The organism is Lactobacillus sp. ESL0701 (genome assembly GCF_029433445.1).
Classification (GTDB): Bacteria; Bacillota; Bacilli; order Lactobacillales; family Lactobacillaceae; genus Lactobacillus.
Window position 1 is genome coordinate 100780 of record NZ_JAQTIC010000001.1, and the last position, 23637, is coordinate 124416.

General features: G+C 37.3%; 24 protein-coding genes and 1 riboswitch. Of the genes, 14 read left to right on the forward strand and 10 right to left on the reverse strand.

Going from position 1 to position 23637, the window contains the following annotated elements; genetic code table 11:
* Positions 1 to 140: 140 nt before the first annotated feature.
* From PT281_RS00465 to PT281_RS00485, 5 genes are all read left to right on the forward strand, one after another.
* On the forward strand, positions 141 to 1484 hold the full coding sequence (locus PT281_RS00465; RefSeq protein WP_277151068.1) for a 6-phospho-alpha-glucosidase: 1344 nt from the start codon (positions 141 to 143) through the stop codon (positions 1482 to 1484).
* 20 nt (positions 1485 to 1504) lie between these two features.
* The gene (locus PT281_RS00470) at positions 1505 to 3124 is read left to right on the forward strand and encodes an alpha-glucoside-specific PTS transporter subunit IIBC (protein WP_277151069.1); all 1620 of its coding nucleotides are present in this window, start codon (positions 1505 to 1507) and stop codon (positions 3122 to 3124) included.
* A gap of 102 nt (positions 3125 to 3226) precedes the next feature.
* Positions 3227 to 4030, forward strand: coding sequence for a MurR/RpiR family transcriptional regulator (locus PT281_RS00475; RefSeq protein WP_277151070.1), 804 nt, complete (start codon positions 3227 to 3229; stop codon positions 4028 to 4030).
* On the forward strand, positions 4014 to 4508 hold the full coding sequence (locus tag PT281_RS00480) for a hypothetical protein (RefSeq protein WP_277151071.1): 495 nt from the start codon (positions 4014 to 4016) through the stop codon (positions 4506 to 4508). The genes PT281_RS00475 and PT281_RS00480 overlap by 17 nt, the downstream gene beginning before the upstream one ends.
* Positions 4509 to 4513: 5 nt before the next feature.
* Complete coding sequence (locus tag PT281_RS00485; protein WP_277151072.1) at positions 4514 to 4996, forward strand: PTS glucose transporter subunit IIA; 483 nt, start codon at positions 4514 to 4516, stop codon at positions 4994 to 4996.
* Between the two features lie 149 nt (positions 4997 to 5145).
* Here PT281_RS00485 and thiE read toward each other — a convergent pair whose 3' ends face one another.
* The 4 genes from thiE to PT281_RS00505 form a co-directional block, all read right to left on the reverse strand.
* A complete protein-coding gene (gene thiE / locus PT281_RS00490; RefSeq protein ID WP_277151073.1) occupies positions 5146 to 5802 on the reverse strand; it encodes a thiamine phosphate synthase in 657 nt (218 codons plus the stop codon).
* Positions 5803 to 5815: 13 nt separating this feature from the next.
* The gene (gene thiD, locus PT281_RS00495; RefSeq protein ID WP_277151074.1) at positions 5816 to 6619 is read right to left on the reverse strand and encodes a bifunctional hydroxymethylpyrimidine kinase/phosphomethylpyrimidine kinase; all 804 of its coding nucleotides are present in this window, start codon (positions 6617 to 6619) and stop codon (positions 5816 to 5818) included.
* An 11-nt stretch (positions 6620 to 6630) separates the two neighbouring features.
* Positions 6631 to 7419 carry a hydroxyethylthiazole kinase gene (gene thiM / locus PT281_RS00500; RefSeq protein ID WP_277151075.1) on the reverse strand — a complete coding sequence of 263 codons (789 nt, stop codon included), beginning with the start codon at positions 7417 to 7419 and terminating at the stop codon, positions 6631 to 6633.
* Between the two features lie 86 nt (positions 7420 to 7505).
* Positions 7506 to 7607: riboswitch (TPP riboswitch) on the reverse strand.
* Positions 7608 to 7743: 136 nt separating this feature from the next.
* Entirely contained in the window at positions 7744 to 8709 is a 966-nt protein-coding gene (locus PT281_RS00505; RefSeq protein WP_277151076.1) for an AEC family transporter, read from the reverse strand.
* Between the two features lie 435 nt (positions 8710 to 9144).
* Here PT281_RS00505 and tenA point away from each other — a divergent pair, with 435 nt between their 5' ends.
* Both tenA and PT281_RS00515 read left to right on the forward strand, forming a co-directional pair.
* Positions 9145 to 9807 carry a thiaminase II gene (tenA, locus tag PT281_RS00510; RefSeq protein ID WP_277151077.1) on the forward strand — a complete coding sequence of 221 codons (663 nt, stop codon included), beginning with the start codon at positions 9145 to 9147 and terminating at the stop codon, positions 9805 to 9807.
* 100 nt (positions 9808 to 9907) lie between these two features.
* Positions 9908 to 10819: an EamA family transporter gene (locus tag PT281_RS00515; protein WP_277151078.1), complete on the forward strand. Its 912-nt coding sequence runs from the start codon at positions 9908 to 9910 to the stop codon at positions 10817 to 10819.
* Between the two features lie 286 nt (positions 10820 to 11105).
* On the opposite strand, the gene PT281_RS00520 is transcribed toward PT281_RS00515, so the two are convergent.
* From PT281_RS00520 to PT281_RS00530, 3 genes are read right to left on the reverse strand one after another with little or no spacing between them, the layout of a single operon-like run.
* Positions 11106 to 11921 carry a hypothetical protein gene (locus PT281_RS00520; protein WP_277151079.1) on the reverse strand — a complete coding sequence of 272 codons (816 nt, stop codon included), beginning with the start codon at positions 11919 to 11921 and terminating at the stop codon, positions 11106 to 11108.
* A gap of 1 nt (position 11922) precedes the next feature.
* A complete protein-coding gene (locus PT281_RS00525) occupies positions 11923 to 12324 on the reverse strand; it encodes a hypothetical protein (RefSeq protein WP_277151080.1) in 402 nt (133 codons plus the stop codon).
* Positions 12324 to 12476, reverse strand: coding sequence for a hypothetical protein (locus PT281_RS00530; protein WP_277151081.1), 153 nt, complete (start codon positions 12474 to 12476; stop codon positions 12324 to 12326). The genes PT281_RS00525 and PT281_RS00530 overlap by 1 nt, the downstream gene beginning before the upstream one ends.
* A 1003-nt stretch (positions 12477 to 13479) precedes the next feature.
* Between PT281_RS00530 and cas7e the strand changes: the two genes are divergently transcribed.
* The 3 genes from cas7e (at position 13480) to PT281_RS00545 (ending at position 17147) form a co-directional block, all read left to right on the forward strand.
* The gene (cas7e, locus tag PT281_RS00535) at positions 13480 to 14565 is read left to right on the forward strand and encodes a type I-E CRISPR-associated protein Cas7/Cse4/CasC (protein WP_277151082.1); all 1086 of its coding nucleotides are present in this window, start codon (positions 13480 to 13482) and stop codon (positions 14563 to 14565) included.
* 34 nt (positions 14566 to 14599) lie between these two features.
* Positions 14600 to 15223, forward strand: coding sequence for a type I-E CRISPR-associated protein Cas6/Cse3/CasE (gene cas6e, locus PT281_RS00540; protein WP_277151083.1), 624 nt, complete (start codon positions 14600 to 14602; stop codon positions 15221 to 15223).
* A gap of 169 nt (positions 15224 to 15392) precedes the next feature.
* Positions 15393 to 17147 carry a thiamine pyrophosphate-dependent enzyme gene (locus PT281_RS00545; protein ID WP_277151084.1) on the forward strand — a complete coding sequence of 585 codons (1755 nt, stop codon included), beginning with the start codon at positions 15393 to 15395 and terminating at the stop codon, positions 17145 to 17147.
* A 61-nt stretch (positions 17148 to 17208) separates the two neighbouring features.
* Here the strand turns inward: PT281_RS00545 and PT281_RS00550 are convergent, their stop codons facing one another.
* Positions 17209 to 17874, reverse strand: coding sequence for a cobalamin biosynthesis protein CobQ (locus PT281_RS00550; protein WP_277151085.1), 666 nt, complete (start codon positions 17872 to 17874; stop codon positions 17209 to 17211).
* 225 nt (positions 17875 to 18099) lie between these two features.
* Between PT281_RS00550 and PT281_RS00555 the strand changes: the two genes are divergently transcribed.
* Positions 18100 to 18693, forward strand: coding sequence for a hypothetical protein (locus tag PT281_RS00555; protein WP_277151086.1), 594 nt, complete (start codon positions 18100 to 18102; stop codon positions 18691 to 18693).
* A gap of 37 nt (positions 18694 to 18730) precedes the next feature.
* Here PT281_RS00555 and thiD (PT281_RS00560) read toward each other — a convergent pair whose 3' ends face one another.
* Positions 18731 to 19543 (reverse strand): bifunctional hydroxymethylpyrimidine kinase/phosphomethylpyrimidine kinase, encoded by an 813-nt coding sequence (gene thiD / locus PT281_RS00560; RefSeq protein ID WP_277151087.1) that lies wholly within the window; start codon positions 19541 to 19543, stop codon positions 18731 to 18733.
* A gap of 140 nt (positions 19544 to 19683) precedes the next feature.
* On the opposite strand from thiD (PT281_RS00560), the gene glpK reads away from it, so the two are divergent.
* Genes glpK through PT281_RS00575 form a run of 3 tightly spaced genes read left to right on the forward strand, consistent with a single transcriptional unit; the run spans position 19684 to position 22493 of the window.
* Complete coding sequence (glpK, locus tag PT281_RS00565; protein WP_277151088.1) at positions 19684 to 21186, forward strand: glycerol kinase GlpK; 1503 nt, start codon at positions 19684 to 19686, stop codon at positions 21184 to 21186.
* A 33-nt stretch (positions 21187 to 21219) separates the two neighbouring features.
* Positions 21220 to 21993, forward strand: a complete 774-nt coding sequence (locus tag PT281_RS00570) for a tyrosine-protein phosphatase (protein WP_277151089.1) — start codon at positions 21220 to 21222, stop codon at positions 21991 to 21993.
* Complete coding sequence (locus PT281_RS00575) at positions 21993 to 22493, forward strand: O-acetyl-ADP-ribose deacetylase (protein WP_277151090.1); 501 nt, start codon at positions 21993 to 21995, stop codon at positions 22491 to 22493. Before PT281_RS00570 ends, PT281_RS00575 begins: the two co-directional genes overlap by 1 nt.
* A 56-nt stretch (positions 22494 to 22549) precedes the next feature.
* Here PT281_RS00575 and PT281_RS00580 read toward each other — a convergent pair whose 3' ends face one another.
* Positions 22550 to 23623, reverse strand: a complete 1074-nt coding sequence (locus tag PT281_RS00580) for a P1 family peptidase (protein ID WP_277151091.1) — start codon at positions 23621 to 23623, stop codon at positions 22550 to 22552.
* Positions 23624 to 23637: the final 14 nt, after the last annotated feature.

The window sequence follows — 23637 nt, forward strand, 5'->3', positions numbered from 1 at the left end:
GTAATTCAAGTCATGGAATGCTTATTCACTTTCTAAGAAAGCGGATACAAATTATGAAAATAATGATATAAATATAATTGTAAGCTAGCTTAGAAGAATGAATAGCTCAAATTGAGCGATAAACTGTTAAGGAGAAAATAATGTCTGAAAATCATAAACAATATTCCGTTGTAATTGCTGGTGGTGGTAGTACTTTTACCCCAGGTTTTGTATTGAGTTTGATTGCTAATCAAGATCGTTTTCCAATTAGAAAATTAAAGTTTTACGATAACGATGCAGAGCGACAAAAGAAAATTGGGGATGCATGTGCCATTATTATGAAGGAACGCGCTCCAGAAATTGAATTCTCATATACAACTGACCCAGAAGAAGCTTTTACAGATGTTGACTTTGTAATGGGATCAATTCGAGTTGGTAAGTATCATATGCGTGATCTTGATGAAAAAATCCCATTAAGATATGGCGTTAATGGTCAAGAAACAACTGGACCCGGAGGAATGGCTTATGGTATGCGTTCCATTCCTGCAATCATTGAAATCATTGACTATATGGAAAAATATTCGCCAGATGCATGGATGATTAATTACTCTAATACAATTGCAATTGTTGCAGAAGCTTGCCGTAGATTTAGACCTAACTCTAAGGTAATCAATATTTGTGATATGCCAATTGAAATTATGACTAGAATGGCACATATTTGCGGCTTAAAAGACTACCATGATCTTGATGTTAATTACTATGGACTTAATCACTTTGGCTGGTGGAAAGAAGTTCGTGATAAAAACACAGGTAAAGATTTATTGCCACAACTTAAAGAACATGCTGCTAAAGAAGGTTATTGGATTGGCGGCGACTTCGACAAAGATTTGGAAAAGAGCTGGGCTGAAACCTTTAAGAAGGCTAAGGATTGCTATGAATTAGATCCAGAAACTTTGCCAAACACTTACATGCAATATTACTATTTCCCACAATATGAAGTTGCTAATGCAGATCCTAAGCATACTAGAACTGACGAAATTCGTGAATATCGGCAAAAGATTGTCTTTGATGAATGTGCAAGAATTGTTAAGGCAGGAACTGCTAAAGGAAATATTTGGGAAGCAAACGCTGAACACTCGAATTATATTGTTGATATTTGTCATGCAATTGCCTTTAATACGCATGAAAAATTCTTTGCCAATACTGCAAACAATGGTGCAATTTCAAATATGGATCCAGATTCAATTGTTGAAGTTCCATGTTTATTTGGTGCTGATGGTATTCAACCGATGGCAACGGGTGAAGCTGGTAGATTCCAACGCGGCATGATGATGGAACAGCAAACCTGTGAAAAATTAGTTGTCGATGCTTATGAACAACACTCTTACACAAAGATGTTGCAGGCTTTTACTCTTAATAAGACAGTTCCTGATGCATCAGTTGCTAAAAAGATTCTTGATGACATGATCCCTGTAAATAAACCATATTGGCCAGAACTGAAATAAGTGTTAGGGGATGATTGCTTATGATGCAGAAGTTTCAAAAATTTGGTGCAGCAATGTTTGTGCCAGTGCTTTTATTCTCTTTTGCTGGAATAGTTGTTGCAATAGGTAGTTTGTTTACTAACCAAGCAGTCTTTGGTTCTTTGGCAAATCCGGGGACAACCTGGAATTCTATTTGGGATACGATTACTGCTGGTGGTTGGACAGTCTTTAAGCAAGAAGCATTGCTATTTGTTGTTGGTTTACCAATCGGACTTGCTAATAAGTCTAAGGGTAGGGCAGCAATGGAAGCCTTAATTACTTATATGACTTATAACTATTTTATTGGCGCTATTTTGACACACTGGGGTGCAAGCTTTGGTATTCCTAATTTTGCTAATATTCAAATAATTGATAATTCTACTAATCATGGATTGACTGAAATTGCCGGAATTAAGACGTTAGACACCAGTATGATTGGTGCACTAGTTGTCGCTGGAATTGTAATATGGCTTCATAATCGTTATTTTGATAAAAAACTGCCAGAATGGTTAGGTACTTTTCAAGGTTCCACATTCGTTTACATACTTGGCTTCTTTGCAATGATACCTTTGGCATTTTTAACTTGCTGGGGCTGGCCTAAAGTACAATTAGGAATTAGTGGACTGCAAAAATTTATTCTTAATAGTGGTGTAATTGGAGTTTGGATTTATAACTTCTTGAATCGGGTTTTAATTCCTACAGGACTACATCATTTAGTTTATATTCCATTTCAATATGGACCTGCAGTAGTTGCAGGAGGACTGCAACCGTTTTGGTTAAAGCACTTAACACAATTTGCTTTAAGTACTCATCCGTTAAAGCAATTGGCTCCACAAATGGGCTTCCAACTATGGGGTAATGAAAAGATTTTCCTTGCACCGATTATTTGTTTGGCTTTTTACGTAACAGCTAAAAAGAGTAAGAAAAAGCAAACTTCAGCGTTATTAATACCTGCTGCACTTACTTCTTTCTTTGCTGGTATTACTGAACCAATTGACTTTACCTATTTGTTTGCTGCTCCCGTTTTGTGGATTGTTTATTCTCTTCTTGCAGCAACAATGAATACTGTAATGTTTAGCCTAGGTGTTGTTGGTAACTTTACACTTGGTGGTATTGACATGGCAGCTGAAAATTGGATTCCGCTATGGCGTAATCACTGGCAAACTTATATGGTACAGTTTGCAGTTGGAATTGTTTTTGCGATTATTACTTTCTTTGTCTTTAAATTTATGATTGAAAAGTTTAATTATGCAACACCAGGTCGTGAAGCAGACGATGAAGATGTTCATTTATTAAATAAGAAAGAATATGAAGCTAAAAAGACTGGTCAAGATCAACAAGTAAATAATAATTCTGTTGAAACTGATCCATATATTACTAGAGCGACTGCTTTTCTCGACTTACTTGGTGGTAGTTCGAATATTAAAGAGTTAAGTTCTTGTGCAACTAGGTTGCGTGTTTCAGTTGAAGATCCTGATAAATTAGGAACAGATGCTCAATTTAAGGCAGCTAAGGCAATCAATGTGGTTCATCATGGTAAAGCTATCCAAGTTATTGTTGGATTAGATGTTGCGCAGGTTCTTGAAGCAATGCAGGAATTAAGAAAAGATGATATTAGTTAAGGTTAGATGTTAATCGGATTATTTTAAATAAAACGCTTTTATGCATTGGAATAAAGTTATAATGTATAAGTAACTATTTAATATGGAGCGTAATATTTATTAATGTCAAAACTAAAATCTTTAATTTATCAAAAAAGCAGCAAATTGAATGATTCTGAAATAAGGATCATTCAATTTGTTCTCAATAATGCTAAATTATGTAAAAATTTAAGTTTATCTGAGTTAGCAAGTAAATTATATGTTTCTAAATCTGCAATCTTTCGTATGTGCAAACATTTAGGATTAAGTGGCTATAGTGAACTTAAATTTTATTTAAATGAGGTTTCTATAGAAGATGAGCAAGCAGCAAACTATGCCGATTCTAAAAATAATTTTGACTATGATTTGGCAAAGGAAACTGAAAATCTGAGTAAATATTTTAAATCACTTGATTTAGATAAATTTTATACCGAATTGAGTAATGCTAATAATATTTATATTTATTCAACAGGTTGGATTCAGCAAATTTTATCAAATTATCTTTCTCATGAATTATTACTTTTTGGTATTTCATCAATTGTATTACCTGCTGCTTTAAGTGAATTGGAAATGGTGGGAAAGATTGCTGAAAAAGGTGATCTGTTATTTATTATTTCCTATACTGGTGATAATCGAGAAATTAATGATGAATTAAGTAAATTTGAGTTAGTTAACAACAAGTTTCGATATGTATCTTTTACTGATTTAAAACAAAGTAAGTTAGCTTCCTTGTCAGATTATAATTTTTACTATCCAACAGTTAAGTTTACCAATAATGATAACAGTGTATCTTTTATCTTAGCTTATTCGTTAGTAGATCTTTTAATTAATAAGTTTGGTATTTGGGTTGATAAACAACATAAGAAAAATGATGAGCAAAATAAATAATTGGGTAACTAAGTTTTTAGATAAAGCACATTTAAATACCAGCAGAATTTTAATTACATATATTTGTGCTTTATTATTGATACCAGTATTTTTTAGCTTCTTTATGATTTTAGAAGTAGCAATTACCAAAAGTAATGTGATAACGATAATGAAATCACCATACGTTGCAGTGGATGTAATAATTATCATTACTGATTTTATTTTGGGTTATTATTTATGGCTGAAAAAGGATAATTTTTTATGTAAAAATCATAATTATCGCTTTTTTATGACTTGTCAGCTTATTGGTCAATTGCTAGTTGGCAATCTGTTTTGTTCCATTTTGGCATTATTCGGATTAATCAGTTTACGCTCAACTAAAAAAGGCTGGCAAGAAAATAGTGAATTGTTAATTAAAGCTATTTCAATTGCATTTATATTTTTATTTGGTATCTGTTCGGTAATAATCATATTGTTGAAAGTTAAGAATAGTAGGTAATGAGAATGTTTAAATTATTTAAAAAGAAGGGCATTTCTGTTAGTGCAGTGGTAGATGGTCAATTAATTCCTATTACCTCTGTCAAAGATGACGTCTTTTCTGAAAAAATGTTAGGTGATGGGTATGCTATTGAGCCAAAAAACGGAGAAATTTATGCTCCAATAGCAGGAACGATTACAACCGTTTTTCCAACTAAGCATGCAATTGGGATTACGACAAAAGATAATTTGGAGATTTTAATTCATTTAGGATTAGATACGGTTAATTTAAAGGGGCAACCGTTTAAGTTAATGGTTAAGGAAGGCGACGTTGTTCAAGAAGGTATGCAGCTTGCTGATATGGATCTTGAAATGGTTAAGACAGCTGGATATGACGATACAATAATTGTTGTCTACACTAATATGGATTTAATTAAAGATGTTTCTGAAATTGCCACAGGTAATGTAATACATAACAGTGAAGTGCAAACAGTTAAGTTGAATGATTAAATTTTTGTTTATAAATAATTGAATTTAAGATGCACGGCGTTATCAAAATAAAAGCCGTGTATTTTTATTTGTGATTAATTTTTATGATTAAAAGAATTAAAAAAATCACGCGCTATGGCGTGATTTTAAACATGTATTTAGAAAATAAGTTAATTTTGCCAAGGTACATCAAGCATTGCCTTAACAGTGCTTTTGATATTACTACTTTGGGCAATCATTGAGATTACGGATGCACCAGATGCACCAGTTTTGGCGATATCAGGTAAGTCGTTTACTGTGATACCACCAATAGCAACGATTGGTCTTTTACTGCTAGTTACTAAATTGGTAAGGCCAGCTAGTCCAATTTCAGGGTCGGCATCAGCTTTGGATTGAGTTGTGAAGATTGGTCCACTACCGTAATAATCAATACCAGCAAGTTGATCGCCAGTTTTAATTTCAGCTAGAGTTGAGCAGGAATAACCAACAATCATTTGGCTGCCAACCTCATTAATTACCTGTTGAATGGCTTCATCACTTTGACCAACATGGATTCCTTCGGCATTAACTGCCTTGGCTAAAGCAACATCATCATCAATGAAGAAGGGTACTTGATATTGTTGACAGAGCTCGTGCAGCCTTTGAGCCATTGGCAATCGTTCACTAGAGCTTAAAGTTGAGCCAGTTCCTTTATCGCGAAATTGAAAGGCGGTGATTCCGGCTTGTAGTGCTTCTTCGACAATTTCTGGCAAGGTTTTACCAGCTGGTAAATCTTGAGTACCACAAATAAAGTAAGCACGAAGCATGTTTGCATTAAACTTTTGCATTATTGTTTCCTATCTATTTAGCCCAGTGGTTGAGTGGTCCGTGACCATGTCCCACTTGGATTGTTTGCTCGATTGTTTTGGTAACGTATTTTTTGGCAAGTTTGATTGCATCGGTTAGGTTGTGACCAAGAGCAAGTTGGGCAGTAATTGCGGCAGCTAGAGTATCACCAGTACCATGTGTACGTTTAGTATGGGCTCTTGGACTGCTGACCCAGAAGCTGGAGCCGTCTTCAAGAAGGGCGAAGTCGCTTACTTCTTCAGCAGTTGAATGGCCACCCTTAATTAGCACGTTCTTAACACCCATATCTTGCAATGAACGAGCAAGGTCGGGATATTGCTCTTCAGAAGTAACGGTCATTCCGGTTAACACTTGTGCTTCTGGTAAATTTGGCGTTACTAGGTTGGCTAGTGGTAACAATTCATTTCTGACAGTGGCAACTGCATCTTCACTTAGTAAGTGGGCGCCACCCTTGGCTACCATGACGGGATCGACGGTAACTGGACCAAAATCATACTTCTGTAAGTTTAGAGCAACTTGATGAACATGAGCAGCATCACCGAGCATCCCGGTTTTTGTCGCCCGGATTTTAAAGTCAGCAGCTAAAGATGCACATTGTGCATCAATCATTTCTAGTGGGAGTAAGTGTGATGATTGAACGCCCAGTGTGTTTTGCGCAGTAATGGCAACTACAACTGCCGTGCCGAAGACTTCTTGCATTTGAAAAGTCTTCAGGTCAGCCATAATCCCAGCACCACCGCCAGAATCTGTACCTGCGATTGTCAGGACTTGAGGGAATGAATTAATTTCTTCTGCCATAAAATACTTCCTTAATCATAATCAGCAATTTTTTCAATATCGGCAACTTGCACTTTTGTTAAATAGTCCATGAGGTACATGCTAAAACTACCGGGACCAACATTGGGATGATCTTGAACGACAAGTTGTCCAATTGAACCAAAAACAAGCGTTGCAGCTTGAGCAGCCTCGAAACGACTGTCAGTTACTGCACAAAAGGCAGCAACGATGCTGGTTAACATATCGCCAGAACCTACATGAGCTTGGAATAGTGGGGTGCCGTTATGAACATGCACAACATTATTGCCATCACTAATTGTATCAGTTGCACCGCTGGTAATAACAGTGCAATGGTACTTTTTGGCTACTTCTTTAGTGATTTCATCAACATTGCCTGATCCCGATCCAGCGTCAATGCCCTTAGCTTGCCAGTCAAATTCACCTAGTGCGGCAATTTCACCAGCGTTACCACGAATAACACCAACGTGAAAGTTCCATAATAGATCTTGGGCAATATTAAGCCGGTAATCTACAGCCCCAACAGCAACAGGATCTAGTACAATCGGTTTATGATAATCTCGAGCTAAATTACCCATTTGTTTCATATGAGCAATTTGTAATTTAGTTAAGCTGCCCATATTGATAGCTACGGCTGAGGCCATGTTGACCATTTCGTCGGTTTCATCAATTTCGCTGCTCATAATGGGTGAAGCCCCAATTGCGTTTAAGCCATTGGCAACGTCTTGAACAGTAACGAAATTAGCGGCGTTTAGAACAACAGGGTTCTCTTTACGTAATTTGTCTAATAATTCTAACTGCATAATCTTTCTCCTAAAAAATTGAAGAAGTCCTCCGAACCGCTACTTTAAACTAATAAAAAAGCTTTGACACATAATTGTGTCAAAGCAATGGGTGGTTGACACGTTCCTCGCGCAAGTATTAGCTTACAGGTTCAAAGGGTCTGAAACGGTGTTTCATCTCAGCCTAAAAGGCCCCCCTCGTGTTATCGCTTCCAATTATAACGGCTTTTAATGAATAATACAATGTTAAAATCAATGTTGTGTTATTTTTAGCAGTAAAAAAAGCCCAGCTGTGTTATCAGAGCTGGGCTTTTTGTAAGTTTTTTAAGTAAGTATTTTTAATTATTAGATAAATTGTAAAATTGTCATCAAAATCGGAACGACGATAATGAAGAGGATTGTACTTTCAACCACAATATTAGTTGCGTATTTAACGTCGCCGTGTGATTCGTTGGCTAAAATTGGTAAGACAGCTAACATTGGCGTTGCTGCTTGGACAACTAAGGTTTGGCGCATTAAGCTTGGCAAGTTGAAGCCGGCATTTGTTCCGATTTTAATTAAAATAATCAAAATGATTGGTGAAACAATAAAGCGACCAATTAATGCCAAGATTGAATCGCGGTCAAACTTAACGTTCTTAATTCCAGCATCGTGCAGGACAATTCCGATATAGATCAGTGACAGTGGAGTTACCAAGTTACCAACGTAAGTTAACGTTGAGTTTAAGAAGGTTGGCACGGGAATCCCTAATAACATCCAGACCAGAGCAACAATAAAACCCACAAGTGGCATCGGTAGTAATTTTTTCCAGTTAATCTTGTGGTTAGTCTTCTTAGCTTTAGCAGTTGGGTCGTCATTTTGAATTAAGAAAACACCAAATGCCCAAGTAGAAACGGTATTGATAATGTAATATACCAAAAAGTAAGACATGGCCTTGTCGCCAAACAGTGCCATGTTTAGAGGCATCCCAATAAAGATGGTATTGGCATTAACCACGGCATTCATAAAAATCCCGCGGCGACCAGGACGGATTTTGAAGACCTTAATGCTCAGCCAAGCAATAAGATAACCAATAATCACGCCCAAAGCTGGGAATAATAATTCGGTTGATAATTGCAATAGACTCCCGCGGCTAAGGTTCTTCATAACAGCAGTAAAAATCGAAGCTGGCAGGGCAATTTTAGTGATAATACTAGAAATTTCACTACCAAACTTATCGTCAATCCAATTAAATTGTTTTAGTAAAAAGCCGAGAGCCATGATTAAGATAATCACAACTACGCTTGATACAGATGTCAAAAAGACTTGCATAAAAAGTTTCCTCTTTCTGTAGGTAATTAATATTTGGGCATCCATGTTGTTTCTTGAACGGCTCTTTTGGCATCGGTTATTCCTTCACCGACTAAACCTTAATCAATTACAGTTTGATGGTAATTATGGTTGAGAAACTAGTGGTAAAAATACAGCACTAATAATTTTATTTATTTGAGAGCTACTTTTGGCTTGCATCATTGGTCATGCAAATACTGGTAGTCTTACTAAAATAAGTTGCGCGCACCTTCTTTAGCAAAACTAGTTTCCTCATATCATAATTGCCCTTCAGATATAATACAATAAGTATTTTTAATAGCAACAATTTTATACTTTAGACGTGTAATAAATTTATTATTAGACTTATAATAAAATAAATTACTGGGCTAATGACGCCCAAATATTAAAAGCAAACTATTAGTCAAGGAGAATAATATGACAAAATTTACGGAGCAGTTACACCAAGCAGCAAGTAGTCTATGGCAAAAGAGCATGGAACATCCATTTGTGCAGGGATTGAAAAGCGGGGAATTGCCGCTGACTAAATTTCGTTTTTATTTATTACAAGACCGGTATTATTTAAATCAGTTTAGTGAATTTCACCGTGCGATTGCGGCTAAAACTGATGACCAACAGACTAAGCAGTTTTTACTTGAAATGGCGCAGGACCTAAAAGATAGCGAGATGGCGGTGCGCGAGAATTTTTTTAAGCAATTGAAGATTAAGCCAGTTGAAATTGCGCAAACACCAGTTGCGCCGACTGCGTATTCATATGTTAATCACTTAAATATGACATTAGCGCAAGATGGCATTGCTCCAGCTGTTGCCGCACTCGTGCCTTGTTATTGGCTGTATCAAGAAATTGGGCAAAAATTAGCGACTGCGGGTTCATCAGTTTCGTATTATCAAGAGTGGATTGATACCTATGATGGCGATTGGTATGCAGTTAATGTGCAGCGAATTTTGCGGTTGACGAACTTGTTAGCTGATTCTAGTTCTGCAGCTGAGCGAGAAAAGATGCAGCTGGCTTTTGTTCGCAGTAGTTATTATGAATTGCAATTTTGGCAGATGGCATACGAGCAAGAAGAATGGGCTTAAAAATAGTAAGCAAAAAGAAGCGTGAGTAATCATGCTTCTTTTTGCTTGCAAGAATTTTTTGATATTATAGGGAAGTTACAATAAAAAAGGAGAGTTAGAAATGATAACAGCTAAGAAGAGACATTTGTGGGCCTTTCTTGCGGGCTTAGCCTGTGTTATGTGGGGGATTTCAGGGTTATTTGCCAAGTCACTATTTAATGTAAGTCCAGAAATTACGCCAATTTGGCTTACGCAAGTGCGAATGGTAGTTTCGGGTGTGATTTTATTAATAGCTGCTGCAATTGTCGGACAAAAGCCGGTAGCGACGATGAAAAATAAGCACGACGCGTGGGTAATTATTGCGTATGGCATTTTTGGCTTACTGCCAGTACAGCTGTTTTATTTTATTACTGTGCAAAAGGCCAACCCAGCAATAGCAACAATTCTGCAGTTTATTGGACCATTCTTTGTGATGGCATATTTAATTCTGCGCCACCAGCAAACACTGCGCATGTTGGATATGCTTGCTGCAGTTACTGCATTTATTGGTGTTATCTTGCTGGCAACTCATGGCGACTTTAGCCATTTTGCGTTGACGCCAGAAGTGCTGCTGTGGGGGTTATTAGCCGCAATTGGTGTGGCAACTAACACGTTAATTCCAATTAATGTGCTGCACCGTGTTTCTAGTTTAGTGGTCACAGGATGGGGACTGCTTTCTGCTGGAATTTGCTTAACGATTATTCATCCAGTATGGCCGCATGTGCATTTAACTGGGCAAGTTTGGCTGGCTGTTAGTGTAGTAATCGTGATTGGCACGCTGATTCCATTTCAATTAATGACCAACTCATTGCGGTTTATTAAGGCATCGACGGCGAGCTTGCTTGATGCCTTTGAGCCACTGTCCGCAACAATTGGGTCAGTTTTGTGCTTTGGCTTAATCATGACGCCGCTTGATTGGCTGGGTGCACTGTTAGTGGTTGCTGCAGCGATGGCACTAAATATTACGCCAAAGAAAAAGCATGAAAATTTTTAATAAGTGATAATTAAGTAATCATAAATTTACAAACTAATGAAAAAAGTATATTCTTCTTTTTAGGGATGCTGCTATGACTGGGATCTTTTACTGTATTCCCCACATGCGTGGGGGTGATCCTAGACATCATCTGTACCTATTTTGATATTACGGATGTATAGTATACAGATAAGAACTAGGTAGTACCTACGAGCACTAACCGTGAAGTGCAACAGAAAAGTTAGACATTTTTTATGTAAAAAAATACCCCTCAGAAGCAAATCTGAGGGGCTATTTTTATTCGAACTTAATAGTTTTCTGGCTTAATAGTTATCGTCGATGTCTTATTATCTAATTGTAAGTCTGAATTTGGCACTTCAGACACAATGAGCTGTTGGCCAACAGCAATATTAGGATATTGTTGTAAGATCAGCTTCAAGCCTTCTGACTGTTTAGGCTTAACCCAGCGATCATCGTCTGGCATAACCATAAGCTCTTGACCAGTATTGCAGGCAACAATCTTAAAATATTTGCTTAGAACTGCAGAAACTTTGATAGGTTCCATAGAGTTATTGGTAAAACTGCCATAAATTCTAAATCCATATTTACTGTATATTGGATTACCAATACCGAATCGCCCTATATTTTTAACGTAGAAAAATTTATCTTCGGGTGAGAAGAAAACATCATATTTTTTAAACTTATTTTTAATGTATTTATTTTTGGCTTTCTTTTCAGCTTTGAGTTGATCATCAATGTAGTCCCATTTATCTTCAAACCAGTTTGCTGTCTTATGAGGATAGCACCAGCTACCATTCATTTCATTAAATGCCCAATAATAGTTCCATTGAGGGTCTGCTAATATCTTTACTTGTTTTCCTTTTTTTAGTTGCTTTTTTTCTGCAAGATATTGATGTCCAACACCTTCTTTACCCCATCTAACTTTTCTGATGGTGATATTCTTAGTTAGAATAACTGTTCTAAATTTGCCGCTACGGTCATCTTTCTTAAACCAGTAAGAATAGGACTTATAGTTTGAAGCTGAAACTGATTGTACCTGAATAACTGCCAAGCTAGAACCTAAAAGGACAATAGAAAGCAAACTTAATAATTTCTTTTTCATGTTACTTACCAGCATACTTTTTTAAATTCTTTTTATTGTAATAAGCTAGCCAATTGCTTGTCGACTTATTGTAAACCCAAAAGTAGCCTTTCCCATGAGACGGACCGACACCAGAGATATGTCCCTCAAATCCCCACGGCCAAGAAGCAAGCTGTGATACGCGAACAACTGAACCTTTTTTAAGCCACTTTTTCTTCATTGGATATTCCTCATATCCGGGTACATTTGCATTGATCTTCCAAATCCTAACTCGCTTAGTGGTAATTACTTTACGAGGATGTAACGGCCTTTGCCAATAGCTAGAATTAAATGATGGCACTGCTTGCACGTTACATACTGGTACAGCTACTGCAGATACTCCCATAATTGCTATAGCTGCTAAATTCAACCACTTCTTCTTCATCATAAATCTCCCATGATACTTATAACTTTGCCAATAATACCTGAGTCTTGACCGTTAGCGGGATACCAGCCCAGAGAGTTATTTTTATAGCTAATTCCTCGAATGTCTTTATGCTTAACGACTGTACCAATTGCACATTTCGTATAAACCATATAGAAGAGGACTTTATTGCCAATTTCAGCAGTTTTCTGAGGACGGATAACCATAATGCTATCTATTGATTACTGGCTTCATATATCTCTATTATGACACTGCAAAGCAAATAAAACACTATTTTTTTCAAGGTTAAATGGATAATAGATTTTCACATAGTCGACAATATTGGATAAGCGGAGGTTATCAACTTCGTACCCATAAGATTTTAGTAAGGAATCATCAGCAGCAAACGACATTAAACTTTGGGATAATTTTTTGTAGTTCAGGTTATCCATAAATTTCCTTCACTGAGTAAAAGTAAGGGCTAGGACTACCAAAGTGAATGCTATTTTCACGACGATATTTGTAAAGTAATTTAATTGCAAATTTGTTAGCTAATGAGTCATCTATTATTAAATCTTCTCTTGCACACGTTGCTTTGCTGATCTCGTGATTAAAGACAGACGACTTATCATTTTAATAAATGATCTATAGAAAATGATATCCTGTAGGAATTATCTTTTTGAACCGTTCAGTTTGGGTATAATTATTAGTAATATTCACATATGTGGGTGTGCTGCCATTTTCGATATGAATACCATTTTTGGTCTAATGTATTACTCATATTTATGAGGGTAATTTTAATATCAGAAGTGTTACTGATTATATAAAATAATATTTTAAATCTGTACTCCAGAAGCTTTGAGTAATAGATTTTCTGTTTTAATATAGCTGCTTGAATATTAATGTTCGTATACTATATTTTACTTTGTAAAACATCTTGCAAAAAATATAGTTTTATTACATAATATGTAGTTATAAACGGTGTGTTAACAAATAAATTTATGCTTATAATAATGTCATGTATGTTTAAACGCATTTTTATGTTAGTAAACAAATTTTACCTAAACTAAATTTACTGGATATACTAATTATTAGTCAATAAATATAGGGATACATGGATTAAGTAAAGTGTAAAACACATAATTTGGCCAATAATACTTAAAAGGAGCAATTGGAATGAGTAATACAAATTTATATCTTGATCTGAACATCTTACAGAAAGTACCGTCTTCTAATATTAATCAAGATGGTACAGGTGCACCAAAAACCGCGTATTATGGTGGCGTTACTCGTGCACGTGTTTCTGCACAAAGCTGGCAAAAGGCAGTGCGTGATTTCTTTAAAGCAGAAAATTCTGCAGTTGGTACAAAAACAAAAGAAATTGCTGAACTGTTAGCACATAAATTGTCAGCTTTAGATGGTTCCCTAGGTGAAAAGGCGGCAATGGATAAAGCTATTGCTACTTTAGGGGCAGCTGGAATTAAATTTAATCGGGATACTGATAGTGGCAAGATTTTAACGTCTACTTTTTTAACAGTTAGTCCTGCTCAACTAGAAAAATTAGCTCAATATGCTTTGACTCATGATAATTTGACCGATCAAACCGCTAAAAATGATGTTACACGTATTTTACAAGCTGATAATTCTCTTGATTTGGCTTTATTTGGTCGGATGGTTCCAGATAATGCTGTACTTAATGTTAATGCCGCAGCTCAAATGGCTAATGCAATTTCAACACATGAAATCAAGCCAGAATATGATTACTTTACAGCAGTTGAAGATTCACGCCCGGAAGATTCAGATAATGTTGATATGTTAGGCGCAGTTGAATACAATGCAGCAATCTTATATCGTTATGCAAATGTGAGTGTTGGTACTTTAGCTAATAACCTTAACAATGAAGATATTGTTAAGAATATTGTTGCTTTTGTGAAGGCTTTTATTCTTTCAATGCCAACTAGTTCGCAAATGACGTTTGCTAACAAGACTTTGCCGAATTACATTATGATTACTTTACGGGAAGATACACCAATTAACTTGGCTTCTGCATTTGAAGAACCAATTTCTTCCAAGAAGGACTGCATTGCAAGATCAATTAAGAAATTGGAAGACGAATATGTTGTAACTAAGAGATTCGTTGAAGAACCTTTGATGAATGTAATTCTTACTAATCATCCTTCAAAATTTAATAACCAAGCTGAAAATCTATCAGAATTGTTGGATAAGGTTACTGAAGCCTTAACAAAAGCAATGAAAGATTAATAGCTTATAAGGTAATTGAAGGAGGGAAGCAGAAGTGTATCTATCAAGAGTTGAAATTGATGTTAACAATTGGCCGAAAGCTAAGGAATTAACGCAACTTTCTGCGTTTCACAATTGGGTAGAACAAAGTTTTCCTGATGAGGTCGAATCTGAGGATCAAGAGCCCCATTTATGGCGAATTGATCGTTTGGTGAATAAGGAATATCTATTAATTGTTAGCAAAAGCAAACCTGATTCTAGCAGCCTCTTAGAGTATGGTGTTTCAGGTACTGTTGATATTGTGGATTATGATGAATTTTTAAGTAAAATTAAATCAGATCAAGTCATGCAATTTAGATTAGCTGCAGATCCATCGTTTAAATCAAAAGATGGTAAAGTAAAGCCTGCTGTTACTGTAAAAGAGCAAGTACGGTGGTTGCTTGAGCAAGCAGAAAAAAATGGCTTTCAAGTAAAAATTCCAGAATTACAAATTATTAGTCGAGATTGGCCGATAGCATTCCATCAAGATAGTCGAAGAGTACGCCTTAGTGGCATAATGTTTGAAGGTAAGTTAGTAGTAAAAGGTGTTGACATATTTAAACAAGCTTTAACTAATGGTGTCGGGTTAGAGAAGACTTTCGGTATGGGTCTCATGACAGTTATTCCTCAAGCTGAATAATATTTTAGAATAAAAAGCGATTCATGATGGATCGCTTTTTTTTGTATATTTGAAAAACTCTGACAGAAGTAAGGTATTATATCTTTACTTACAAAAAGTAAGTGATATTATTTAGAAATGCTTACAAAAAGTAAGCTTAATGATTAATTCAAAGAATGGAGTTTTGACAATGACAAAGATGATGGCAGGTCAAGCACTTGCAAAAGTATTAGAGAAGTGGAATATTGATCATGTTTACGGCATTACTGCTGATTCAATTAATAATACAGTTGACGGTTTATACCAAGAACGTGACCAAATTAAGTATATTCAAGTACGTCATGAGGAAGTTGGTGCTTTGGCAGCAGCAGCTGATGCCAAGCTAACTGGTAAGATTGGGGTTGCCTTTGGTTCTGCCGGTCCTGGATCAGTTCACATGTTAAATGGTCTTTACGATGCCAAGATGGATCATGTACCCGTACTAGCTTTAGTTGGTCAGACTTTAACGGCTTTTATGAATACTAATTTCTTCCAAGAATTAAATCAGGATCCGATTTATGCTGATGTCGCACAATTTCATAAGTTAGCTGCTAATGCTGAGCAAATTCCTAGTCTAATTGATGAGGCAATTCGTTCAGCTTATGCAACTAAGTCAGTGTCAGTTGTCGTCTTGCCTGATGATCTTTCAGGACAAGAAATTGAATACGTAGCAGCTAAGACAGCCACACTAAGTACAACTAATAACAAGATTGCAGCTAAGGAAGCGGATGTAGACGCTATTTCTGCCGCAATTAAGAATGCTAAAAAGCCAGTGATGTGGCTAGGTCAGGGTGCGCGAGGCAGTCGTGATGCCGCAGTTCTAGTTGCTGATAAGTTTAGTTTACCAGTTTTGACTACTGCACCGGCAGCTGATGTCTTTCCTACCGATCACCCTAACTACATGGGTGCGCGTGGACGTTTGGGAACTAAACCTGCCTTTGATGTTTCTCAAGACAGCGACCTGATTTTGTATGTTGGTACTAATTATCCGTTTGCGCGCTTTTTGCCAAATGACAAGACAATTATTCAGGTTAACAACAATTTGGCTGATTTGGGTAAGCAATATGACGCTGATATTACTGTTTTGGCTGATGCAGAGGACTTTTTAGCAAAATTAGCCGCAGTAGATTATCAAGCAGAACCAACTGCATTTTTAAAGGCAGCTCAACAAGACCGCGTTTTATGGGTAAACTGGTTAGAAAAGCTTGCTGCTGATGATCATGATGGTTTGCGTGCTGAAAGTGTAATCCAAGCAGTTAAGTACAATTCATCAAAGGATGCCGTCTTTGGTCTTGATGTCGGCAATAATACAGAGTGGGCCTTACGGCAATTGCCATTTGATCGGGAACAGAAATTCGCAATGTCTGCTTGGTATGGTACGATGGGCTTTGGCTTGCCAGCAGGGCTTGCAGCTAAGTTATCATTTGCTGACCGCCAAGTTTGGACAATTTCTGGTGATGGTGGCTATTCAATGGTAATGCCCGACTTGTTAACGGAAGTTAAGTATCATTTACCTGTAATTAACGTGGTTTTAGAGAACAAGTCGTTTGGTTTCATTGGTCATGAAAAATTGCAGGCAGGACAAGCACCTTATGGTATTGACTTGGTTGGTGCAGATTGGGCCAAGGCAGCCGAGAGTATGGGCGCAATTGGTTTAACTGTCACTAATTTGGCGGAATTAAAAGAGGCAATGGTTAAGATTAAGCAGCTGCAAGATAGTGGTAATGATTTACCGATTGTTTTGGATGCTAAGATTTTAGATATTGATCCAATTGATACCAACATTGTTATGACTGACGAAAATGTGTTTGGTACAGAAGCCGTAGCTGATTATCGTAAGACTTATGAATTAGATGCAGCAGACCAACCAACATTTAGTGAATTGTTGGCTGCCGCAAACAAGTAATAAAACAAAAATAAAAACATCTTCAGTTTAATCTGAAGATGTTTTTATTTTGGCATAATGATTAGTCAGTTACACGTTCTTGGTGCCAATCAAGAACCATCTTGACAATGGCATTGGCGATATTCAAGTTGCGCAAAATTGGTCCGTGAGAATAAGTCCCAATGAAGTTATTATAGTGCAAACCTTCAAGCCCATCTTGAGGATTGTTGCCATAACCGGTGATCATTTTGCCTAATGGCTGCAAACTTTGGTCGTCAAAATAAGTTTGACCTGAATGATTTTCAAAGGCTTTAACTTCACCCCATTTGGTGTTGTAGTGAGTATCACCGATCATGCGCTTGTCTGCTTTAAAAACGGTGTGAAATGGTAAGATATCCAATCCTTTAATTGTGGCGCCGCCAATTGTTTTGTAGTAAGTGCCAACAAGCTGGTAACCGCCACAAACGCCGAGCATTGGGTGACCAGCATTAATATAATTAGTTAATGTTTCTTTATGCCGTGGCAGATCTTTAGCAACAACAGTTTGCTCGAAGTCCTGTCCCCCACCAAAAAAGACAAAGTCATAATCAAAGGCATTGAATGGATCACCTAGGGAAACATTGTCAATTTGAGTGTTATAGTTTTGTTTCTTTAATAGGTAACGAATAATTTTAACGTCACCAGAATCACCATAGGTATTCATTAAATCTTCGTATAAGTATGCAATTTTAATTGTCTTGTCTGCCATCGCGTTTCAACCTCGTATTTTTGTAATAAATTATAGCGTAAAAAGTTGGTATTAAGCAAAAGAAGATTCTAATTATGAGGTAAATTAACTGTTTTTTAAGAACCAATGGATAAACTAAATGTCATGTGGAAATAATTGTAACAAGCTTGTTATAATATAACAATTGTTATTGATCTATAATATTTGGTGAAGATGATATTTATTTTAGATAAAAGGAGAATTTAAATGAAGCATTCAAATTTATTAGCTTTACTTGCAGCTGCAGCACTTGCTAGTGCAGCTGGAGCAAGCACAACTGTCCAAGCTCAAACTATTAAACCAGTTAAGTCTGTTACCCAAAAAGTTACCAATACTTATTCTTTCCCTAAGAAGTGGCGCGGTAAATGGTATAGTAGCAATATTTTAACTCCTAAGCCCTTAATCATTAAGTTAGGCAGCTATACATCACCTAAAACTGGTCAGACTGTTAAAATGACCAGTGTCGCTAACGCACCAACTACTGGTAAATTAACTTCAGAAATAACTAGTGTTAGTCAGGATCAAGATTCTACTAAGCTTGCAGCATTAGCGACAGGGACTACAAAGAAAATTAATCATATTACTTGGTCACTTGTGACACCAGCTGGTAAAGATGCAGAAAGTGCAGCTTATTCAATGAAAGTTGAAAAGCTCAACGGCAAGAAAGTTCAAGTATTGTTCCAAGCACAACCAGATACTGGTAAAGTTTATAACCAATACTTTAAGTCAAAGAAATTAGCTAAAAAATACGGTAATCATCATTTTAAGAAGATTAGTTATACAGAATATAATTATCGTTAATCAAAAAAGAGTCATACGACTCTTTTTTTGATTAGGATTATTTCATGTCTTGCTGGGCAGCAAAGTGATTGATTGGACCGTATTTAGAACCCACGGCAATCGGATGAGCGATTGCTTCATAAGTAAAATCTTTGGCAATTTTGACACTGTCGATAATTGATTTACCTTTGGCTAATTCAGCGGCAATCACGGCAGATAGGGTGTCGCCAGTACCGTTAATTCGGTTAGTATCAATAAAAGGCTTGGTAAATTCATAAAAAGCTCCGTCAGCCGTCAATAAGATATCTGTAACAGCTGACTGCTTGTTATTATCGTGGCGGCCCTTCATTAGAACGTTTTTGGCACCCATTTCTTGTAATTTTCGGGCACCTTGTTTGATTTCTTCCTTAGTAGTTAATGCAAGACCAGTTAGCTTTTGTTGTTCATAAAAATTAGGGGTGATGATATCAGCCAGCGGTAATAATTCGTCCAAAAAGGCTTGATAAGCATCATCGTCAAGCAAAGTATTGCCATGCTTGGTCATGATAACAGGGTCAAGAACAATTTTGCCCATGTTGTATTGGCGCAGATTAGTCGCGACACAATTAATGACCTCTTTGTTAGCCAGCATGCCAGTCTTTAATGCGTCAATTTTAAAATCTTCATTTAAAACATCAAATTGTTTTTGAATAAAGGGTAGTGGCATTACTTCTTGAGCATAAATTCCAGTAGTGTTGCCAGCAACGGCTGCGGTGAGCAATCCCATACCGTATACTTTTCGTGCATAAAAGGAGTGTAAGTCAGCCGTCATACCTGCACTACCATCACTATCATTACCAGCAATTGTTAGAGCGATAATTTCTTTGTTCATAATTTTGCCTTCCTCTTTAATCCAAGTTTTAGTTTCAAGTATAACTTAAAATGGGGACAATGATATAATTATTTCTTGTAAAATCGCAGCTAGATAAGTAAAATTATTTTAAAACCGCTTTCTTGAGAAAGGATATAATTATGTTAAAAAAATATATTATGGCGATTGACGAGGGCACGACTTCAACTCGGGCAATGATTATTGATCATCAAGGCAAGAAAGTTGCGTCATCGCAAAAGGAATTTCCGCAATATTTTCCTCAACCAGGTTGGGTTGAGCACAAGGCCGAAGAAATTTGGCATGCTGTGCAGACAACAATTGCTAATGCAATTATTAATTCTGGCTTGCGGCCAGATCAGATTGCCGGTATCGGGATTACTAACCAAAGAGAAACAACTGTTATCTGGGATAAGAAGACCGGTAAGCCAATTTATAATGCGATTGTATGGCAATCGCGGCAGACGACTGCTTTAGCTGAAGAATTGAAAAAAGCTGGTTACAGTGACATGATTCATAAAAAGACGGGTCTCATTATTGACCCGTACTTTAGTGCAACGAAAATTCGCTGGATTTTAGATCATGTTGATGGTGCTCAGGAAAAAGCTGAAAATGGCGATTTACTGTTTGGGACGATTGATTCCTGGCTATTATGGAAATTAACTGATGGTGAGGTACATGTGACCGATTATACCAACGCTTCAAGAACCATGCTCTTTAACATTCATGATTTGAAGTGGGATGATGATATTCTTAAAATACTGAATATTCCTAAGAAAATGCTGCCGGAAGTTAAGTCAAATTCAGAAGTTTATGGTTATACCAAGTCTTATACCTTTTTTGGCGGCAAAGTGCCGATTTGCGGGATGGCCGGCGACCAGCAGGCAGCACTTGTAGGTCAACTTGCGTTAAAGAAGGGTATGGTTAAGAATACTTATGGTACCGGGTCATTCATTGTGATGAATACGGGTGAGGAACCGACTGAGTCTGATAATAACTTGTTAACTACGATTGCCTATGGGATTAACGGTAAGGTTTCTTATGCACTTGAGGGTTCTGTCTTTGTTTCTGGAAGTGCGGTTCAATGGCTGCGTGATTCAATGAAAATGATTAAAACGGCGGCAGAATCGGAGACAGCAGCACGTGCATCTAAGTCAGAAAATGAAGTATATGTAGTACCAGCATTTACAGGACTGGGTGCGCCATATTGGGATTCTGAGGCACGAGGTTCTGTCTTTGGTGTTACACGTGGAACAGATAGAAATGACTTTATTAAGGCAACACTGCAGTCGCTTGCTTATCAAACTAGAGATGTTGTTGATACAATGCAGATTGATTCTGGGATTGATATTCCGACACTGCGGGTCGATGGCGGTGCTTCTAATAATGATTATCTTTTGCAATTTCAAGCCGATATCTTAGGAATTAAGATTGATCGTTCAAAAACGCTTGAGACAACGGCAATGGGTGCTGCCTTTTTGGCTGGTCTTGCAGTTGGCTATTGGAAAGATGTTGATGAACTGAAAAATATTTTTGTTGTTGGCAAGACTTTTGATGCGCGAATGCCTAAGGAAGAACGCGATCATTTGTATGCTGGTTGGAAGCGTGCGGTTAAGGCGACCCAAGTTTATGCTCATGGCGAATAGTAAAGAAATTTAAGGGAAAAGAAGTGAGAACTTATGGCACACAAGCGAATTGTGGCTCTTGATGGTCCGCTAAATTTTAGAGATGTCGGTGGTTATCAAACTAAGACTGGTCAGACGGTTAAATGGAATAAAATTTATCGCGCGGACTCATTAAGTTCACTTACGCCCAATGACCAACAAAAACTGGCAGATTTGCATGTTACTATTGATTGTGATTTACGTTCAGCGTATGAAAAGGAGACGTCTCCTGATAAGTCATGGTTTAAACGTGAATTTGTCGATGTTCCTGTTTATTCTGAAGATATTGCTGATCAGCAAAATGACCATAAGGTGTATCGTTTTTTACATCATATTCCAGATATGAAGGATAATTTTATCGGGCGAATATACCAACAGACACTTCTCAGTTCCCATAGTCAGGACATTTTTACCCGAATTTTTGCACAACTGCTGGAATTACCAGAAGATGAGGCACTTGTCTATCATTGTAGTGCTGGTAAGGATAGGACGGGAATGGTATCTGCCCTGATTTTAATGGCGTTGGGTGTCGATGATGATACCATTGCCCGTGATTATTTATTGACTAATGAATTATTTGATTTTGCTATTTCGCGGCAGTTGCCTAGTAATGACGACATTTCTAAAATGGTTGCTAAGATGAATGTTACTAAAGGTGAAGGTGTTGCTATTCGCGGCATTACAGAAACCATACGCGGCGGCTGGGGTGACTTTGCCAATTTCTTTCAAAAACAGTTGGGTTTTACTGCAGATGATTTGGCTCAATTAAGGCGGATGTATTTAGAATAATGTTGAAAATTAAAGTTATTAAAGGTGACATTACTAAACTAAAAGTTGATGCGGTTGTGAATGCGGCCAACGAAACATTACTTGGTGGTTTAGGAGTAGATGGTGCAATTCATAAAGCAGCTGGACCGGAATTATTGGCTGAGTGCCAAACCTTGCATGGCTGTAAAACTGGTCAGGCTAAGATAACGCAAGGCTATCATTTACCGGCTAAGTATGTTATTCATACTGTTGGGCCCATTTATTCGGGACGGGCAAGAGATGACGCGTTTTTGCGGGCATGTTATGTTAATTCACTTGATCTAGCTAAAGAAAACAACTTGCATAGTATTGCTTTTCCTGCAATTTCAACGGGAGCGTATGGGTTCCCAACTGGTCGAGCAGCCTTAATTGCTTTCCAAACGGTTAAAAAATGGCTGCGAAAAAATGAGGCAGCTAAAATAGAAGTAATAATGTGTGCGTTTGATGACAAGACGGCAGCACTTTATCAAAAACAAGTATAAAAATAGGACCATCGAATTATTATAATTCGATGGTCCTATTTAGTTAAAGAAACAAATTAAAGTCCCAATTGTTCCTTTAACTTAATGGCATCTGGATCATTGCCCAACTCGTTTAAAGCATCTGGCAAACCGTAAACAGGCTTGCCGTTACAGTTGATAAAGGTTTTGCCATGAGCTAATGAACTTAAAATAGCTTCATTAACAATATCAACCGTGATTCTGAAGTAGCGGTCAATCTTGTCATCAGTAATTGCTTGAATTGAGCTTAGTTCACTTTCTGGGAAGTGGCTTACCCGATTGGCAGTTGAAAAGGCAAGGGTGATTTCACCGCTGCCGTTACCAGTGAAGGAGCCACTACGGGTAATCCCAACACTTGAGCGGCGTGCAATTCGTTTTAGTTGTCGTGAATTGAAAGGAATATCGGTAGCAATAATTGTGATAATACTGCCTTTTTCCTTATCTTTCTTCATTTGGGTGATTTTCTTGCCAATATGCTCACCATAGATATTTAAATCTTCGCCAAAACCAAAGTTGGACATTACCAGTGCGCCCATTGTGAAGGTTTTGCCGTCGATCTCAACTTGCCGTGATGCAGAACCGATCCCGCCTTTGAGGTCATAACAGCACATACCGGTACCGCCGCCAACGGGTCCTTCTTTAAAAGTAACGTCAGCTGCCGCAAAAGCATCATTAACGTCATCCTCTGTAACACCCAAATCACGAATATGGTTAATATTGCTGTCATTACATTCCATGACAATCGGATTAACGCTACCAGTTGTAGTCCCGATTTCCGGATTTTCAGCGAGCATCTGTTTAACTAAGGCAGTATAACCAGTCCCGACACTTAGCGTGTTGGTTAAGACCAGCGGTGTTTCAATAGTTCCGAGTTCTTCTACTTGAACCAGACCGGTGCTTTTGCCGAAACCGTTAATTACTTGAACTGCGGCGGGCATTTTTTCTCTAAAGATATTGTCTTGGCAAGGCTTGATTACTGTGACTCCAGTGTTTAGACGGTCAGTCTTGACTGTTTTGTGTCCGACAGTAATTCCAGCAACATCAGTAATTAAATTCTTTGGTCCTCTCTTGGCATCGCTGAGTGCGTTTAAAAGTGGTTTGTTAAGTCCCATAATTTTTCTTCTTT

Coding starts and splice junctions, on each gene's coding strand:
- thiE (WP_277151073.1), bottom strand. CDS start 5,802: ATGCAAAAGTTTAATGCAAACATGCTTCGTGCTTACTTTATTTGTGGT.
- PT281_RS00555 (WP_277151086.1), top strand. CDS start 18,100: ATGAAGCATTCAAATTTATTAGCTTTACTTGCAGCTGCAGCACTTGCT.
- PT281_RS00580 (WP_277151091.1), bottom strand. CDS start 23,623: ATGGGACTTAACAAACCACTTTTAAACGCACTCAGCGATGCCAAGAGA.
- thiM (WP_277151075.1), bottom strand. CDS start 7,419: ATGCAGTTAGAATTATTAGACAAATTACGTAAAGAGAACCCTGTTGTT.
- PT281_RS00575 (WP_277151090.1), top strand. CDS start 21,993: ATGTTGAAAATTAAAGTTATTAAAGGTGACATTACTAAACTAAAAGTT.
- PT281_RS00505 (WP_277151076.1), bottom strand. CDS start 8,709: ATGCAAGTCTTTTTGACATCTGTATCAAGCGTAGTTGTGATTATCTTA.
- PT281_RS00530 (WP_277151081.1), bottom strand. CDS start 12,476: ATGGTTTATACGAAATGTGCAATTGGTACAGTCGTTAAGCATAAAGAC.
- PT281_RS00515 (WP_277151078.1), top strand. CDS start 9,908: ATGATAACAGCTAAGAAGAGACATTTGTGGGCCTTTCTTGCGGGCTTA.
- PT281_RS00485 (WP_277151072.1), top strand. CDS start 4,514: ATGTTTAAATTATTTAAAAAGAAGGGCATTTCTGTTAGTGCAGTGGTA.
- cas7e (WP_277151082.1), top strand. CDS start 13,480: ATGAGTAATACAAATTTATATCTTGATCTGAACATCTTACAGAAAGTA.
- tenA (WP_277151077.1), top strand. CDS start 9,145: ATGACAAAATTTACGGAGCAGTTACACCAAGCAGCAAGTAGTCTATGG.
- PT281_RS00470 (WP_277151069.1), top strand. CDS start 1,505: ATGATGCAGAAGTTTCAAAAATTTGGTGCAGCAATGTTTGTGCCAGTG.
- PT281_RS00545 (WP_277151084.1), top strand. CDS start 15,393: ATGACAAAGATGATGGCAGGTCAAGCACTTGCAAAAGTATTAGAGAAG.
- PT281_RS00570 (WP_277151089.1), top strand. CDS start 21,220: ATGGCACACAAGCGAATTGTGGCTCTTGATGGTCCGCTAAATTTTAGA.
- thiD (WP_277151087.1), bottom strand. CDS start 19,543: ATGAACAAAGAAATTATCGCTCTAACAATTGCTGGTAATGATAGTGAT.
- PT281_RS00480 (WP_277151071.1), top strand. CDS start 4,014: ATGAGCAAAATAAATAATTGGGTAACTAAGTTTTTAGATAAAGCACAT.
- PT281_RS00475 (WP_277151070.1), top strand. CDS start 3,227: ATGTCAAAACTAAAATCTTTAATTTATCAAAAAAGCAGCAAATTGAAT.
- PT281_RS00520 (WP_277151079.1), bottom strand. CDS start 11,921: ATGAAAAAGAAATTATTAAGTTTGCTTTCTATTGTCCTTTTAGGTTCT.
- glpK (WP_277151088.1), top strand. CDS start 19,684: ATGTTAAAAAAATATATTATGGCGATTGACGAGGGCACGACTTCAACT.
- thiD (WP_277151074.1), bottom strand. CDS start 6,619: ATGGCAGAAGAAATTAATTCATTCCCTCAAGTCCTGACAATCGCAGGT.
- PT281_RS00550 (WP_277151085.1), bottom strand. CDS start 17,874: ATGGCAGACAAGACAATTAAAATTGCATACTTATACGAAGATTTAATG.
- PT281_RS00525 (WP_277151080.1), bottom strand. CDS start 12,324: ATGAAGAAGAAGTGGTTGAATTTAGCAGCTATAGCAATTATGGGAGTA.
- PT281_RS00465 (WP_277151068.1), top strand. CDS start 141: ATGTCTGAAAATCATAAACAATATTCCGTTGTAATTGCTGGTGGTGGT.